Here is a 15602-nt window from a genome sequence, read left to right on the forward strand (position 1 = left end):
GGGTTCGTTGGACAAGCTCGCCACGGGCTCCAGCGGAAACGGCTCCAAGGCCGGTGACTCGGTCACGAACATCGCTGGCTCCGAAGCCGGTGCCATCCTGGCCGTGGGCTCGCTCGCCGCGGGCAGCATCGGCCTCGGCCTGGCCATCTCCGGTGGCGTCAACCTGCCGCCGCTCCCGGCGATCAACGTCGGGGCGGTCTGCAACCTGCCGCAGGAGGCGATCGACTTCCTCAAGGACAACGGCTCCATGGAGCGGCACGAGTGCGAACCCGAGCAGCAGCTGCCTTCCTGATTCGGGTTCGCATTTCGGTCTGACCGACCGATGAACTGATCCGACTCCACGCGATCCCCCGCTGACCATATGGTCCGCGGGGGATCGCCGCATCTCGGGGCCGTCGCCCGTGTCGTAGGGGCCGATACCCTCGGGGCATGTCCATCCCCGACTTCGTCCTGAAGCTCCGTGAGCACGTGGGCACCGCCCCCCTGTGGCTCGCCGGGGCCACCGCCGTCATCCGCCATCCCGACCGTGAGCGGATCCTGCTCGTCCGACGCAGCGACAACGGATGGTGGACCCCCGTCACCGGCATCATCGACCCCGGTGAGCACCCGGCCCACACCGCAGTGCGCGAAGCGCGCGAAGAAGCTGCCGTGGACATCCGCGTCGACCGACTCGCCTCCCTCGGCGTCTCCCGAATGGTCACGTATGCCAACGGGGACCGGGCGCAGTACATCGACCACACCTTCGCCTGCACCTACCTCGGCGGCGAGCCGCACCCCGCGGACGGTGAGAACACCGACGCCCGCTGGTTCGCGATCGACGACCTGCCCGACATGAGCCCGCATATGCTCGCGCGCATAGAGGCGGGCCTGGCCGACGAGGAACGCACCCGCCTCGCGACCACCACCGAGGGCACGCGCGCAGAGGGCGCCCCCGTGGAGGACACCACCGCAGAAGGCGCAGCCGCCGGATAGGGGCCCTGTCGTAGGCCCAGCCTAGAATCGGGTCATGTCCGCCGACCGCCTGCGCGCCGAGGTCCCACCCGTGGTGACCGCGGTCGTGGGAATCGTGGTCGCACTGGTCAGCGGCGTGTTCGGCATCAGCGCCCACGGTCTGGCCGCCGGTGCAGCGGCGGGTCCGCCCACTCCGGGGCAGATCTTCATGGTCGCCGCCGCCAGCGCCGGTGTCGGCGTGGTCACCGCGGCCCTCGCCCGGCAGCGGTCACCGATCCTCACCTCGGCGGCCGGACTCGTCGCCGGTCAGGGGGTCGTCCACCTGGTGCTGGCCTCCGGGCACTCGCACGGCGCGGCCGGCCCGCTCGGCCACCATGCGACGAACCCGGCGGCCGTTCGTGCCGCGATGGACGGCGTCAGCCTCGACCCGGCGGCCTCGGCATCGACGTTGCTCACGCCGGCGATGCTCGGCGCCCACCTGGCCGCGATCGTCCTCACGCTCGCGCTGGTGGCGATCCTGACCGGGACGCTGTCCTGGCTGGCGGCCCGGGTGATGCCCACTCCCGTGACGGCTCACCTCGTCGTCGTCGCCCGACTCCTGGCCTCCTACGACGCCGACGCCCCGCGCGGACGGTACCTCCTGGCCCGCGGGGGAACCCGGGCGCCGCCCGTGGCCGTGTGATCCCACCTGTTCACGCACCGGCGCGCACCACGCGGCCGGACGATCACACACCACCAAGGACACACACCCATGCGTACCCACACCCGTGCCGCCTTCGCGGCGGCCACCGCCCTCGCGCTCGCCCTCACCGCCGCCTGCGGCTCCGACGACGCCGACACCGGTGACGCGGCCGCCGAGGCCGGCGCCGCCACCGCCCTGGTGACCTTCGACGACGGCTGGGCCAAAGCCACCGACACCGAGATGTCCGGCGTCTTCGGCACCATCCGCAATCCTGGTGACAGCGACCTGCACCTCACCGGCGTCGACGGCGACCTCGGCGGCAGCACCGAACTCCACGAGACCGTCCCCGGCGCGAGCGGCATGATGATGAAGGAACGCGAGGACGGCTTCGTCATCCCGGCCGGCGGCGAGCTCGTCCTCGAGCCCGGCGGCAACCACATCATGCTCATGGACCTCGACGAGCCCATCACGACCGGCCAGCAGATCACACTGACCCTCGAATTCGACGGCGCCGAACAGGACGTCACCGTCTTCGCCCGCGACTTCCAAGGTGGCGAGGAGGAGTACGTCGGCGGCGGGCACGCCGCTTCCGGCCACGAGGCGCACGGAGGCATGATTCACGATGGCTGACCAGGCCCGACGTGGTCTGATCCGGCGCGGCCTGCCCCGGCGGTCCGTGCTCACCGGCGGCGTCGCGGCCGTGGTGGGTGGCGGCGTCGTCGGGGGCGCCGCGGGTTACGCGGGGCGGGGTGTCGTCGACGACGACGAGGCGATCGCCGACTGGAAGACGGTCGCCGACTCGCGGGTCGTGGGGACCACCACGGAACCGTTCCACGGCCCGCGCCAGTCCGGCATCACCACGGCACCGCAATCTCACGCGGCGTTCGTGGCGTTCGACATCGTTCCGGGAGCGACGCGCACCGAGATCCAGGGCGTTCTGCGCGCCTGGTCCCAGGACGCCGCCCGCCTCACCCAGGGGCGGGGCGGCCTGGCCGATCTCGAGCCAGAGCTCGCCGAGGACCCGGCGCGTCTCACCGTGACGATCGGCCTCGGGCCCGGCTTCTTCGACGCCGCCGGGATGCCGGAGAAACGGCCGTCGTGGCTCGCGCAATTGCCCGCGTTCCCGCAGATCGACCAGCTAGAGGACCGGTGGTCGGAGGGCGACCTGCTCCTGCAGATCTGCGCTGACGACCCGCTGATCGTCTCGCACGCCGCCCGGATCCTCGCATCCGGCGTGCGGGGTGTCGCGCGGCAGCGGTGGGCGCAGCGGGGCTTTCGCAAGGCCGTCGGCACCGACCCCAGCGGGCGGACGCAACGCAACCTGTTCGGGCAGATCGACGGCACCGAGAACCCGCGGCCGGACGACGTGGACTTCGACCAGATCCTGTTCTCCGACGGCAGCGAACAGCGCTGGATGCGGGGCGGATCGTCGCTGGTGTTGCGGCGCATCCGCATGACCATGGACACCTGGGAGGAGATCGACCGCACGTCACGCGAACTCAGCGTGGGCCGGCGTCTCGCCACCGGCGCGCCGCTGACCGGCCGGAACGAACGCGATCCGGCCGACTTCGAGGCGATCGACGAGACCGGCCTGCCGGTGATCCCGCCCGAGTCGCACATGGCGCGGGCCCGCCAGCGGAACAGGGGCGAGGCCATGCTGCGGCGGCCGTACAACTACGACGACCCGCCGGAGGACGGCGAGATCAGCAACAGCGGTCTGCTGTTCACCGCCTATCAGGCCGACCCGGTACGCACGTACATCCCGGTCCAGCGGCGGCTCGCCGAGCAGGACGCGCTCAACACGTGGACCATCCCCATCGGCTCCGCCGTGTTCGCGCTCCCGCCCGGCGCGCCCGAGGGCGGTTACGTGGGGCAGACCCTGTTCGAGGGCTGATGCCCGCGTTCTCTCCGCAGCCGCCGCTGCCGATGGCGTCTCGCCCGCCCCGCGGTGTGTGCGAGACGCCATCCCGAGGAGCGGCTGCGGTGCTGGCCGCGGCGGACCGGATCGGGGCAGACTGGATCAGAGCGCCGCGGCGATCGCGGCCGCCATCGCCTGCTGGCCGAGGGCGGTGGGGTGGAACGGCGCCGCATTGTTCTCGGAGCCATCGGCGAACACGACCCACCGCTCGTCCGCCGGAGCACAGCCACTGCGGTCCGTGTCATCGACGGGCAGCACCGAGACGTGGCCGTTGCGGCGGGCCGCCTCGTCGACCGCGTCGTTGATCTCCTGGGTGATCTCGCGGGCCCACTCCAGGTTCTCGTCCCCGACGAACTGGGTGAACGCACAGCCGTCCGCGTCATCGGCGGGCATCAGGGGCAGGTACTGGGTCGCGATCACCGTCGCATCGGGCGAGCGCTCGGCGATCTCGGCGTAGATGTCGGCGACCGCGCCGTCTTCGCCGTACACGTCAGCGATGAGACCGCTCACCGTAGTGCCCAGCTCACTCTCGCAGTCGCGGGGGGAGCCCGGCAGGCCACCGGTGATGCACTGGACGATCAAACCGAAACCCACGTCGTTACCGCCGATGGACAGCGTCACGAGATCGGTGTCCTCGTCGAGGGCTTCGAGCTGGGGGGCGACGCCTGGGTGCTGCGCCTCGAACAAGTCCTCGGTCACGGCCCCGCCGCAGGTGACATCGGTGAGCTCGCCGACAGCCGGGTTCGCATCGAGCAGGCCGGGGTAGTTGCTCGCACTCCTGCCGCAGGGCGCCGCCACGCCTGACTGATCGCCGAAGGCAGCATACGAGTCACCGAGTGCGACGTACTCGGGGTAGGCGGGCTCGGCGAGAGAGCCCAGAGACCCGGCGACGCTGCCCGGGATCTCGTTGGTCGCGCCCAGCGAGCTGACGGCGATCGCCCCGTCGGGCTGAGCTGTGGACTGGGCGGCAGCGGCGGGCGTCGCGACGAGAACGGCGGCAGCGGAGAGGGCGAGGGACGTGGTGAGAGGGCCGCGTCGGCGGCGATGAGGAGTCGACATGATCTCAGTGTCTCCTCATCACCACCGTTCCGATCGGCGATCGACGCAACTGGACAGTTGTCCTCAAGCGTGACCACTCGGCCCCTCAGCCGTCAGCGAGCGCCGCCAGCACGCGGTCGGCGACGTGGGCGTGGCCGGCCGAGGTCGGATGGACCGGGACCGCGCCGGTCTCGAGCCCGGTGAAGTCGACCCAGCGGGTGTCGGGCGAGGTGCACATCGAGTGACCGGGCTCATCCGGGATCACGACGGTGACGCCGTTGCGCTCGGCGGCGGCGCGGACCACGCGGTTGATGCTGTCCTGGAACCCGCGGACCTTGGCCCGCTCCTCGGCGCTGATCGCCATGAACGGCGCGCACGACGGCGACTGCTGGATGACCGCGTCATCCTCCGGGACGGCCGCGAGATACCCGATCGTCACGACGCGGGCCCGAGGCGCGCGCCGAGCGATCTCGGCGTACACGCCGTCCAAACGCTCATCGAGGTGCTCGAGCGCCTCGGCGGCCTGCCGGTCGATCACGTCCGAGCAGCCGGTGGTGGGGTCGAAGCCCTTCGACAGGTTCCCGGTCGCGCCGTCGACGAGCGGCAGAAGCTCGGGCGCGGTGTTGGGACGCAGTGCGCAGGCGACGATCACCGCACCGAATCCCACGTCGTTGCCGCCGATCGTCATCGACACCAGATCGGTGTCGGAGTCGAGCGCGTCGAACTGCGGCGGGGCACCGGTCCGTCCGGCGGTCCGGAAGTCGTCGACCACTGCGCCCCCGCAGGTGGCGTTGACGAACGTACCCACGCCGAGCGCGCGGGCCACCACGGTCGGGTACGCGTCGGAGGTGCGCACGCACGCGACCGGGCCTGCACCCCACGCGCCCGGCGCGATCCGGCCCACGGCGGCGTAGGAGTCCCCGAGCGCCACGTAGTTCGACGGGCCGGTGCCGGGGCCGGCGTGAACCGACGGGCCCATCCCGGCCCCGCTGACCTGCCCGGCGATGTTCGCGCCGAGGGTCTGCACCGAGCCGCTGGCCACCTCGAGCGGCGCCGTCTCCGGGGTGATCGGCGCCGGGATCGTGGGAGCGGGCGCGGCCCCGGCGGGAGCCGCGAGCAGCGGGGACAACAGGACGGCGGCAGCCGCTGCGGCACCGGACATCAGACGGCGCGCGGAGCGGCGGGGAAAGGACGTGTGCACGCCCTCAGCGTCCCATGAACACGTGTCTAGTTGGGCGCCCTCCCGGCCCGCCACGAGGCGTGTCGTGGGGCCGGGAGGGCGCGGGGTCAAGCGAGTCGGTGCGTCAGCTCGCGGGCGGCTTGGCCGGCAGCCGCAGGACCTGCCCCGCGTAGGACAGTCCCGCCCCGAAGCCGATGCACAGCGCGATCTGACCCGGCTCGGCCTCTCCCTCCCGCAGCATGGTCTCCATCGCCAGCGGGATCGAGGCGGCGGAGGTGTTGCCGGTCTGCTCGATGTCGTTGGCGATCGCCACCGAGTCCGGCAGCCCGAGGTGCTTGGCCATGGCCGAGTTGATGCGGCCGTTGGCCTGGTGGGGGATGAACGCCTGGATCTGCTCGGCCGTCACGCCCGCCGCCTCCAACGTCTGTGCACACACCTTGGACACCTGCACGGCGGCCCAGCGGAAAACCTTGGAACCGTCCATGACCAGGAAGGGCTGGAGCACGGCCTCCTCGCGCGCTGCGGCGGCGGAGGCGTCGACCTCGTCGACGTACTGCTTGAAATCCTTGGTCTGGCGGATGGCGCTGCCCTGCTCTCCGTCGGACCCCCACACGACCGGGCTGATGTCGTTGGTCTCCGACGGGCCCACCACCACGGCGCCGGCACCGTCACCGAAGATGAAGGCCGTGTTGCGGTCGGAGAAGTCGATGCCGTCAGTCATCTTCTCCACGCCCACGACCACCACGTAGCGGGCGCCGCCGCCGCGGATCATGTTGGTGGCTACGGCCAGGCCGTAGCCGAAGCCCGCGCAGCCGGCGGTGAGGTCGAACGCCGCGATGCCGTTGCGCCCGAGGGCGGTGGCGACCTGTGGGGCCGCGTGCGGCACCTGGGTCCAGTTGGTGGACGTGCACACGATCAGGGCATCGATCAGGTCGGCGTCGATGCCGGCCGAGGTGACGGCCGCGCGGGCCGCCTCGATCGACATGGAGACGATGCCCTCGTCCGGACCGGCGACGTGGCGGTTGAGGATGCCGGAGCGCTCGTAGATCCACTCGGAGGTGGAGTCGATCTTCTCGCAGATCTCCTCGTTGCTCACCACACGCTCGGGGCGGTACGCCCCGATGCCGAGGAGGGTCGTGCCTGTGGCGCCCTCGCCGGTCGCGATGGTCACGGTCTCGTTGGAATCCGCCATTGGCGATCTCGCTCCTCGTCGGTGGACGGCGCCTCCCGGCGCTCGTGTCGTACTCCCCGTCACCCTACTGCGGGCACAGGGTAGATCGGCTCACCGTACCGCCGTGTTTCCACCGTCACCCCCGGCCGACCCGAGCCGACCCGCCGACGCGCGTAACCGCAGGTCCGCCGCTCGCGGATCAGTCCGCCAGCAGCCCTTCGAGCCATGCACGCCAGCGCGGTGCGTCCCAGGAGGGCGTGACGTCGACCGCCGCGGCACCCAGCGGGCGGCCGTCGCCGCCGGGCATGTCGACGTACTCGTAGACCCGCAACGCCAGGGCCGCCCGACCGGCCGCGTCCTCATGCGTCTCGCCCGCCGGGAAGGCGAACAGCTCGAGCATCCCGTCGACGGGGGCGGACAGGATGAGCGTGCGCGACGCCTCCGACTCGGTCGCGACGATGCCGCCGACCTCGCCCGAGCGCGCTACGACGCCGCTGTTCCCCGAGCCGCTCCCCGAGCCACCGGCCGGGTTGTGGCCGACCCCCGACGCAGGGGCGATCAGTCGCGACGTCACGCGGGCCCACAGTTCGGGCACCGTCTGCTGCACGGGATCGGTGGCCGCGTCCACGGTCACCACCCCGCCGGCCGGGCGATGGGTCAGCCGGTGGGCAAGCACGGTCAGCGCCTGCGCCCACCCGTCGACACTGCCCGACACGGACTGTCCCGCCAGTTCCCCGCCGGAGCCGAACCCGGACCGCAGGGTGAGCACGCTGCCGCCCTCGTCGTCGTCGACCACCTCACACGACGTCTCCCACGGCGGCACGGGCACGCCCTCGCCCATCCAGTCACGTTCCACGTAGGCGAAGACGCCCGGCGCGTCGGCGGTGGGCGGCGAGTACTCGGTGATCTCCCCGACGGTCGCGGTGAGCATGGCCTCGGCCGCGGCCTCCGGGCCGGTCGTGGGGTCGGGCGCGCCCGGGTCGGCGAACTGCACGATCCGCCCGCCGATCCGCGGCTCCATCGCGCACGAGACGAACCACGACGCGATGCCCTCCGCCGTGGCGACCGCGTCCCACACGACCTCCGGCGCGACCGGCAGCGGCACGCTGCACACCACGCGGGTGCTGCCGTCGTCCGTCCGGACCTCCGCCGCCACGTCGTACATGTCCCGCTCCCGCCCGTCGGTCGACCGCTCCACGCGCACAACGCTACCGCCGCATCCCGGGCCGTACCCTGGCGGGCGTGACCTCGACGAGCGGGACCGGAACGGCCGGACACGCCGGCCCCACCGGCGACACGGCCCGTGCCCCCGGCGACACGGCCCGTGTCCGCGGCGTCCGGGGGCCCATCGCCGCGACCGCCCTGCTCTTCGCCGCCAACGGCGCGATCTTCGGCGCGATCGTGCCCCGCCTGCCCGACCTCAAGAGCGCCCTCGACCTGGGCGCGGGGGAGTTCGGGCTGGCGATGGCCTGCTACCCGGCCGGGGCGCTGGTCGGCGGGCTGCTCACGCCCGCCCTCATGAGGCATCGCTCAGACGGGGCCGTCGCCGTGGCCATGATGGTCGGCGCGTCCGTGACCGCCGCGCTCGTGGGGTTCTCGCCCGTCGTGGCCGTGTTCGCGGCGCTGCTGTTGGCGTTCGGCGTGTGCGACGCCATCACCGACGTGTCCATGAATGCCCACGGCATCCGCGTGCAGCTGCGCCACGGCCGGTCTCTGATCAACCGGTTCCACGCGCTGTGGTCTCTCGGGGCGGTGCTCGGCGCCGCGGGCGGGTCGGTGGCCGCCGGCGCGGGGGCGTCGGTCCGGGTCCAGATGATCGGGGCCGCCGTGGTGTGCGCGCTGGCCGCCGCGGCCGCGTACCCGATGCGGCTGGGCCCCGCCGCCGCCGAGGACGAGCGGGGCCGTGACCTCGACGCGGTGCCGGGAGAAGCAGTACCCGATGACACCGCCCCGGCCGCCCGCCGCCTCCCCGGCGGCCGCGCGCTCCTGCTGTTGATCGCGCTCGGCCTGTTCGCGTGCTGTGCCGAGCTCGTCGAGGACTTCGCCCAGACCTGGTCGGCGCTCTACCTGCGTGAGACCACCATCGCCGGGGCGGGACTCGCCGGGCTCGGCTTCATCGCCGTGCAGGGCGCGCAGCTGGCCGGCCGCGTCAGCGGCGACGCGCTGGTCGAACGGTTCGGCGCCGCCCGACTCGCCCGCGCGGGCGGATTGTTCGTGATGGTGGGCGCGAGCGCCGCGTTCGTCGCGTCGTTCACGCTCGACGGGTCGACCCTTCTGGTGGTCCTGCTCGCCGGGTTCGTGCTGGCGGGGTGGGGAATCGCGACCGTCATCCCGGGCGCGATGGTCGGCGCCGACTCCGTGCCCGGCCTGGCCCCCGGTGCCGGGCTCGCGGTGCTCAACTGGGTGATGCGCCTCGGTTTCCTCGCCTCGCCGCCGCTCGTCGGGTTCATCGCCGAGGTCGCGGGCCTGCGCTGGACCGTGACGCCGATGATCGTCGGCGGCGTCCTCATCGTCGCCCTGGCCGGGCCGCTGCTCGGCCGTGCCGATCGCACGCCCGCCGGCCGCGAGTCCGCCGACCCCGATCTCGCAGACCGAGCCCCCGCGCACGAGAAGGAGACCATGACGTGAGCGCCGATGTGTTCGTCAAACGCGGCTCGGACCACGGGCCCGACTTCTTCCGCCACGAGGCCGCCGGACTGGCGTGGCTCGCCGCGGCCCCCGGCGGGCCCCGCGTCGTGGAGGTGACGGGGGTCGACGACGACGAGATCACCCTGGAGAAGATCCCCGCGGGTCGCGCCACGGCGGACGCGGCTCTGCGGTTCGGGCGGTCGCTCGCGGCGATGCACGACGCGGGCGCGGCCGCCTGGGGCGCACCCGCCGACGGCTGGGCGGGCCGGTGCTTCATCGGCAACCGTCCCCAGGAGTGCAGGCCAACCGACTCGTGGGGCGAGTTCTACGCCGAGCAGCGGGTCCGGCCGTTCGTGCGCATCGCGGTGGACCTGGGTGTCCTCGACGGTGCCGACCTGGCCGCGGTCGAGCGGGCCTGCGACCGCGTGGCCGCCGGCGAGCTCGACCACCCCGGCGACACTCCCGCCCGTATTCACGGCGACCTGTGGACGGGAACGTCCTGTGGACGGCCGGGGGCGGGGCCGGCGCGGCGGGCGACGGCGGCGTTGAGGCCGTGCTCATCGACCCCGCCGCGCACGGGGGCCACCGCGAGACCGACCTGGCGATGCTCGCCCTGTTCGGCGCGCCGCACCTCGATCACATCCTGCGTGGCTACGGCGAGGTCCGGCCGCTGCGGGAGGGCTGGCGGGAGCGGGTGCCGCTGCACCAGCTGCACCCGCTCGCCACCCACTCGGCCGGGCACGGCGCCGGCTACGCGGTCGCGTTGGCCGACGCCGCCCGGCGCGTGCTGGCGCTCTAGTCGCCCGGCGGCCGCCGTCAGGCTCCGGCGGGGCTGACCCGGAACACCGAGTCGCGACCGTCGCCGTCGGAGGTGGTCACCAGCAGTGAGCCGTCCGGCTCGGGGGCCAGGGACCGCAGCCGGCCGAACTCGCCCTCGAGCAGCACGGAGGCGTCGATCACCGAGCGGCCGTCGTCGCTCAGTCGGAGCAGCACCAGCTTCTGTGTCTTGAGGTTGGCCATCGCCAGCGCGCCGGCCCACTCGCCCCACTCGGGGCCGAGGAACTCGATGTCCGCGGGCGCCAGCGTCGGGGCGCCCGAGGACCAGACGGCCTCGATCGCGTCCGGGAACCTGGCGGTGTCGGTCATCGGCACGTTCTGGTCGTAGCGGCCGCCGACGTCGGGGTTCCAGCCGTAGTTCCCGCCGGGTTCGAGCAGGTTCACCTCGTCGTCGACGTCCGGGCCGTGCTCGGCGGAGTAGATCCGGCCGGTGTCGGGGTGGATCGCCAGACCCTGGATGTTGCGGTGGCCGATCGTGTGGACCACCGAGTCCCCCGTCGCGGGGTCGCCGTCCGGCGTGATGTGCAGGTTCTTGCCGGCCAGCGACTCGGGGTCCTGAGGGGCCGGGCCGGTGAAGGTGTCCCCGGTGCCGATGTAGATGGAACCGTCGGGGGCGGTGAGCAGGCGGCAGCCGCTGTGGAGGCCGGTCGCGCCGAGTGGGATCCCGGTGAGGGTGTCGCGGACCTTCGTCATGGCGGTCCAGTCCTCGTCGACGGCGAAGGTGGAGATCCGGTTGTCACGCTCGCCCCCGAGCGACCGCGACCAGCACACGTGGATCTCGCGGTTCTGAGCGAAGCCCGCGTCCACGGCCATGCCCATCAGACCGCTCTCGGACTGCCGGAACAGGCCCGGCAGGTCGATCCCGATCTCGCGCTGCTCCTCACCGGGGCGCTGCACGACCATCCGTCCGCCGCGCTCGCCGGTGAGGAGGGTCCCCTCCGGTGCGCGGACCACGTCCCACGGGATGGTCAGCCCGTCCATGACCGTCTCGGTCTCGACCGCCGGGCCCTCCACCACCGCGACGCCCTCGCCGGCGCCGATACCCGGGGTGGCGGGGAAGAGGCTGCCCGGCGGGATGAGGCTGGTGTCGATCGATCCGGACGAGCCGCCGGGCAGGCTGCTCTGCGCGCAGGCGGTGAGCGGTACGGCGACGGTGACCGCCGCCGCGGCGGCGAGCCCGGCGAGGGTGCGGGGGAAGGCGGGACTGGGCACGGCTGCTCCTGGGTCGGACGACTCGGGGAAGGGGTGAACCTCCGTCCGTCCGAACCTATTCGACCCCCGGCGCCGGCGGCACCGGAACGGCGGCGGGCCGGATTCGGAGCACCTCGTCACGGCCGCCGCCGTTCGAGGTGGTGGCCAGCAGCGTGCCGCCGGGCTCGGCGGTCAGGGAGCGGATGCGGCCGTGCTCGCCGGGGATGACGGCCCCGAGCTCGAGCACGCCGGTCCCGTCCTCGTCGAGCCTCATCAGCACGATCTGCTTGGTCTTGAGCATCGCGACCGCCAGCGCGCCGTCCCACTCGCCCCACGACGGATCGTCCAGGAACGCGATCCCGCTCGTCGCGAGCGTGGGATCGCCGGACGACCACGTCGCCTCGACCGCGTCGGGGAACTTCACCAGATCGGTCATGGGCGAGGCGTCGTCGTGGTCGCGCTCGTTGATCCCGGGCCGCAGCGGGTCCCACCCGTAGTTGCGGCCGGCCCGCAGCTGGTTGATCTCGTCGTCGCGGTGCGTGCCGTGCTCGGCCGAGAAGAGGCGTCCCGTCCCCGGCTGCAGGGCCAGGCCCTGGACGTTGCGGTGGCCGAAGGTGAAGATGCGTGGGTCCGCGTCCGGGATGCGGGCCGGGTCCTGGGTGGGGGAGCCGTCGCGGGTCACGTGCAGGACCTTGCCGCCGAGCGACCGCAGGTCCTGGGGGACCGCGCCGTGGAAGGTGTCACCGGTGCCGATGTAGAGCGTGCCGTCCGGGTGGGCGAGAATGCGGCACCCGGAGTGGTGGCCGATGTTCTGCCGGGCGATGCCGGGGACGATCACCTCGGGATCCTCGAGCGCCGACCAGTCGTCCGCCGCGCGCCAGGCGGTGACGCGGCTGTCACCGGGCGTGCCATCGGCGAAGTTCTCCGAGTGGCAGGTGTAGACCTCGCGGCTCTGGGCGAAGTCGGGCGCCAACGCCACACCCATCAGGCCGCTCTCGCCGCCGGTGAACAGGTCCCCGAAGTCGGCCGCGACGTCGGTGGTCGTCCCGTCGGGGTGGATCGCGACAACCCTGCCCGTCCCGCGCTCACCGGTCACCACCACGCCGTTCGGATCGCGGACCACGTCCCACGGGATGGTCAGGCCGCCGACCAGTGTCTCCACCTCGACCCCCGGCCCGGCGGGCAGGGGCTCGTCCGGATAGCGGTCCTCGGGTCGGGCGGCCGGCGCGCCCAACGAACCCGCGGACCCGGCGGACCCGACCGACCCGACCGACCCGGCTGAGCCCGACCCGGCCGAGCCCGACCCGGCCGAGCCCGATGAACCGGCGTCCAGCGACCCGGACAGTGAACCGGGCGCCGCACTCTGGGCGTTCGCGGTCAACGGAACCACCATCGCGGTGACGGCCGCGACCGTCACCGCACCGACGATCGATCCGGCATGCAGGCCGGCTCGAGCGCGGACGCGGGGACGCGAAGGGGACAAGCGGGACACGGGGCCTCCGGGGATAGGCAACGGGGTGACAGGAAACGGGTCACAGGAAACGGGTCGCGAGCAACGGGCCCCGGCGACGGATGTCACGAGGGCTCAGATGACGATATCCGACGCCTACGACACCCCCAGACGACAGGAGCGCCCCGCACGCCGCCTCTCGGGCGGTGCGTGCGGGACGCTCTCGTCGATGCGTGCGCCGCGGGGCCTAGAGTTCCTCGATCGTCGCCGTCGCGTGCACGGTCTCCAGCTTCTTGGGGTTGCGCACCGTCAACGACCAGGCCGGGTCACCGGCGCCGCCGCGGCGGGCATAGATACCCAGCTTGGCCGGCAGGATCACGGGCTTGCCGAACTCCACCGAGTAGCGGGCCCGCTCGGGGATCCCGCCCTCGACCGTGCCGAGTAGCGTGGCAGCCGTCCACATGCCGTGGGCGATGACGTTGGGGAAGCCGAACGCCTTCGCACCCACCTTGGACACGTGGATCGGGTTGCGGTCCCCGGAGACGGCCGCGTACTCCGCGATCTGCGCCTCGGACACCGACTTCACCAGGGTGGGGTCGCCGATCTCGGCCGCGGTCGGCGGCGCGGGCTTCGGCGGGCGTGGCGCGTCCTTCGGCGGGGTCAGGGAGGTCCTGCGCTTCGAGAGAAGGCCAGACCGCTGCACCCAGGCGGGCTCGTCGTCGTCGCCGGTCCTGATCTCGGTGACCACGTCCAACAGCAACCCCGCCGGATGCTCCCGCAGGTTCTCGGCGTGCGCGCGGATGTTGAGCTCGTCACCGACGCGCAGCGCGCGGCGCGATTCGATCTCGTTGGTCAGGTGCACCGAGCCCATGGCCGGCACCGGGTAGTCCGGGTCCAGCATGAGCTGCATGCTCAAGGGGAACGCCAGCGTGAACGGGTACGTCAGCGGCAGCTCGTCGGTCAGGCGCAGGCCGCACACGCGCGCGTAGGCGGCGAGGTTCGCCACGTCCACGCGCACGCCGGTGACCTCGACGCCCTTCGACGGCATCGACTTTCCGTCACGGGAGCCGCCGACGACAGGGAGGGCGCCGACCGCGGCCTTGCCGTACTGGCCGAGCAGGTTGGGGATTCCGGGGAGCCGGGTGTATTCCACGATCGATCACGCCCCCAGCAGCGACTGCCCGCACACGCGGATCACGTTGTCGGTGACCGCGGAGGAGGCGGGGTTGGCGAAGAAGGCGATGGTCTCGGCCACGTCGACCGGCAGGCCGCCCTGCTGCAGGGAGTTCATGCGGCGACCGGCCTCGCGGGTCGCGAACGGGATGGCGGCGGTCATCTGGGTCTCGATGAAGCCCGGCGCCACGGCGTTGACCGTGATGTTCTTGGAGGCCAGCTCCGCGGAGGCGCCGTTGACGAAGCCGATCACGCCGGCCTTGGAGGCGGCGTAGTTGGTCTGGCCGCGGTTGCCGGCGATGCCCGCGATGGAGGACACGCCCACCACGCGCGAGCCCTCGCCGAGGATGCCCTTCTCGGCGAGCTCGGCCGTGATCCGCTCGGGGGCGATGAGGTTGACGGCCATGACGGACTCCCAGCGCGCGGCGTCCATGCCGGCGAGGGTCTTGTCCCGGGTGATTCCGGCGTTGTGGACGAGGATGTCGAGGCGGCCGTCGTGACGCTCGGTGACGTGCTTGGCCAGCACCTCGGCGGCGTCGGCGGCGGTGACGTCGAGCGGCAGGGAGGTGCCGCCGACCTTGTTGGCGGTGGCCGAGAGCGACTCGCCCGCGGCGGGGATGTCACAGCAGATCACGTGTGCACCGTCGCGGGCGAGGACCGCCGCGATCTCCGCACCGATGCCGCGCGCGGCCCCGGTGACGACGGCGAGCTTGCCCTCGAGCGGTCGGTCCCACGACGACGGGGCGGTGGCGGAACCGGCGCCCACGCGGAACACCTGGGCGTCGACGTACGCCGACTTGGCCGACAGGACGAACCGCAGGGTCGACTCGAGCCCGGAGGCGCCCGCGTCGGCGTCGGGGGAGACGTACACGAGCTGGACGGTGGAGCCCCGCTTCATCTCCTTGCCGAGCGAGCGCGTGAAGCCCTCGAGCGCGCGCTGGGCGATGCGCTCCTCGACCGAGCCGGTCTCCTCGGGCGTCGTGCCCAGGACGACGATGCGGCCGCTGGCCATGACGCTGCGCACGACCGGGTTGAAGAACTCGTACAGCGCGACCAGGTCTTCGGGCCGCTTGAATGACGTGGCGTCAAAGACGAGGCCGGCGAACTTGTCCTCGGCGCCGGCGGCGGCCAGCTCGTAGTCCCCGGAGAGCATCTCGCGGACGGGCTCGACCAGGCGACCCTCCCCGCCGATGAGGACCGGACCGTGGAGGGCGGGCTGACCGGCCTCGTGACGGCGCAGCTGCTCCGGCTGCGGGAGGCCGACCTTGCCGGCGATGAATGACCCGGGGGCCGAGGTCACGAACTGCGAGTAGAGGTCGAGGTTGCCCTGCGCCATGGCGATCATCTCCTGGGAAAGGTGCGGTACTGCGGGTCGACAAGTAA

General features: G+C 72.6%; 14 protein-coding genes and 1 pseudogene. 7 read left to right on the forward strand and 8 right to left on the reverse strand.

Annotation, left to right across the window (positions count from 1 at the left end; genetic code table 11):
• The 5 genes from DPA01S_RS16960 to DPA01S_RS05875 all read left to right on the forward strand — a co-directional run.
• A partial coding sequence (locus DPA01S_RS16960) for a hypothetical protein (protein ID WP_198150715.1) occupies positions 1 to 292 on the forward strand: 292 nt, incomplete at its 5' end.
• Between the two features lie 137 nt (positions 293 to 429).
• Positions 430 to 972 carry an NUDIX hydrolase gene (locus tag DPA01S_RS05860; RefSeq protein WP_061914575.1) on the forward strand — a complete coding sequence of 181 codons (543 nt, stop codon included), beginning with the start codon at positions 430 to 432 and terminating at the stop codon, positions 970 to 972.
• A gap of 34 nt (positions 973 to 1006) precedes the next feature.
• Positions 1007 to 1633, forward strand: a complete 627-nt coding sequence (locus tag DPA01S_RS05865) for a hypothetical protein (RefSeq protein ID WP_061914578.1) — start codon at positions 1007 to 1009, stop codon at positions 1631 to 1633.
• Between the two features lie 69 nt (positions 1634 to 1702).
• Positions 1703 to 2263, forward strand: a complete 561-nt coding sequence (locus DPA01S_RS05870; RefSeq protein WP_061914581.1) for a copper chaperone PCu(A)C — start codon at positions 1703 to 1705, stop codon at positions 2261 to 2263.
• Complete coding sequence (locus DPA01S_RS05875; RefSeq protein ID WP_061914584.1) at positions 2256 to 3527, forward strand: Dyp-type peroxidase; 1272 nt, start codon at positions 2256 to 2258, stop codon at positions 3525 to 3527. Before DPA01S_RS05870 ends, DPA01S_RS05875 begins: the two co-directional genes overlap by 8 nt.
• A 126-nt stretch (positions 3528 to 3653) precedes the next feature.
• On the opposite strand, the gene DPA01S_RS05880 is transcribed toward DPA01S_RS05875, so the two are convergent.
• The 4 genes from DPA01S_RS05880 to DPA01S_RS05895 all read right to left on the reverse strand — a co-directional run bounded on the left by DPA01S_RS05880 (position 3654) and on the right by DPA01S_RS05895 (position 8138).
• Positions 3654 to 4610, reverse strand: a complete 957-nt coding sequence (locus DPA01S_RS05880; protein ID WP_061229746.1) for an SGNH/GDSL hydrolase family protein — start codon at positions 4608 to 4610, stop codon at positions 3654 to 3656.
• An 85-nt stretch (positions 4611 to 4695) separates the two neighbouring features.
• Positions 4696 to 5790, reverse strand: coding sequence for an SGNH/GDSL hydrolase family protein (locus tag DPA01S_RS05885; protein WP_061229745.1), 1095 nt, complete (start codon positions 5788 to 5790; stop codon positions 4696 to 4698).
• Positions 5791 to 5893: 103 nt separating this feature from the next.
• Positions 5894 to 6961, reverse strand: coding sequence for a beta-ketoacyl-ACP synthase III (locus DPA01S_RS05890; protein WP_061914587.1), 1068 nt, complete (start codon positions 6959 to 6961; stop codon positions 5894 to 5896).
• A 178-nt stretch (positions 6962 to 7139) separates the two neighbouring features.
• Complete coding sequence (locus DPA01S_RS05895) at positions 7140 to 8138, reverse strand: SRPBCC family protein (RefSeq protein ID WP_232303036.1); 999 nt, start codon at positions 8136 to 8138, stop codon at positions 7140 to 7142.
• A gap of 44 nt (positions 8139 to 8182) precedes the next feature.
• On the opposite strand from DPA01S_RS05895, the gene DPA01S_RS05900 reads away from it, so the two are divergent.
• Together DPA01S_RS05900 and DPA01S_RS05905 are read left to right on the forward strand one after the other, a co-directional pair.
• Positions 8183 to 9568, forward strand: coding sequence for an MFS transporter (locus tag DPA01S_RS05900; protein ID WP_232303037.1), 1386 nt, complete (start codon positions 8183 to 8185; stop codon positions 9566 to 9568).
• Positions 9565 to 10367, forward strand: a pseudogene (locus tag DPA01S_RS05905) (fructosamine kinase family protein). Before DPA01S_RS05900 ends, DPA01S_RS05905 begins: the two are co-directional and overlap by 4 nt.
• A 17-nt stretch (positions 10368 to 10384) precedes the next feature.
• Here DPA01S_RS05905 and DPA01S_RS05910 read toward each other — a convergent pair.
• The 4 genes from DPA01S_RS05910 to DPA01S_RS05925 all read right to left on the reverse strand — a co-directional run bounded on the left by DPA01S_RS05910 (position 10385) and on the right by DPA01S_RS05925 (position 15555).
• Positions 10385 to 11617, reverse strand: a complete 1233-nt coding sequence (locus tag DPA01S_RS05910; protein WP_061914590.1) for a PQQ-dependent sugar dehydrogenase — start codon at positions 11615 to 11617, stop codon at positions 10385 to 10387.
• Between the two features lie 55 nt (positions 11618 to 11672).
• Positions 11673 to 13013: a PQQ-dependent sugar dehydrogenase gene (locus DPA01S_RS05915; protein ID WP_232303038.1), complete on the reverse strand. Its 1341-nt coding sequence runs from the start codon at positions 13011 to 13013 to the stop codon at positions 11673 to 11675.
• Positions 13014 to 13293: 280 nt separating this feature from the next.
• Positions 13294 to 14199 (reverse strand): MaoC/PaaZ C-terminal domain-containing protein, encoded by a 906-nt coding sequence (locus DPA01S_RS05920; protein WP_061914593.1) that lies wholly within the window; start codon positions 14197 to 14199, stop codon positions 13294 to 13296.
• 6 nt (positions 14200 to 14205) lie between these two features.
• The gene (locus DPA01S_RS05925; protein WP_061914596.1) at positions 14206 to 15555 is read right to left on the reverse strand and encodes a 3-oxoacyl-ACP reductase; all 1350 of its coding nucleotides are present in this window, start codon (positions 15553 to 15555) and stop codon (positions 14206 to 14208) included.
• Between the last annotated feature and the right edge of the window lie 47 nt (positions 15556 to 15602).

This window comes from Dietzia papillomatosis NBRC 105045 (assembly GCF_001570845.1).
Taxonomy (GTDB): domain Bacteria; phylum Actinomycetota; class Actinomycetes; order Mycobacteriales; family Mycobacteriaceae; genus Dietzia; species Dietzia cinnamea.

What these genes read in the sequence shown, in the direction of transcription:
- DPA01S_RS05925 (WP_061914596.1), bottom strand. Translation starts at nt 15,555, where the DNA reads ATGGCGCAGGGCAACCTCGACCTCTACTCGCAGTTCGTGACCTCGGCC.
- DPA01S_RS05865 (WP_061914578.1), top strand. Translation starts at nt 1,007, where the DNA reads ATGTCCGCCGACCGCCTGCGCGCCGAGGTCCCACCCGTGGTGACCGCG.
- DPA01S_RS05880 (WP_061229746.1), bottom strand. Translation starts at nt 4,610, where the DNA reads ATGTCGACTCCTCATCGCCGCCGACGCGGCCCTCTCACCACGTCCCTC.
- DPA01S_RS05875 (WP_061914584.1), top strand. Translation starts at nt 2,256, where the DNA reads ATGGCTGACCAGGCCCGACGTGGTCTGATCCGGCGCGGCCTGCCCCGG.
- DPA01S_RS05870 (WP_061914581.1), top strand. Translation starts at nt 1,703, where the DNA reads ATGCGTACCCACACCCGTGCCGCCTTCGCGGCGGCCACCGCCCTCGCG.
- DPA01S_RS05890 (WP_061914587.1), bottom strand. Translation starts at nt 6,961, where the DNA reads ATGGCGGATTCCAACGAGACCGTGACCATCGCGACCGGCGAGGGCGCC.
- DPA01S_RS05860 (WP_061914575.1), top strand. Translation starts at nt 430, where the DNA reads ATGTCCATCCCCGACTTCGTCCTGAAGCTCCGTGAGCACGTGGGCACC.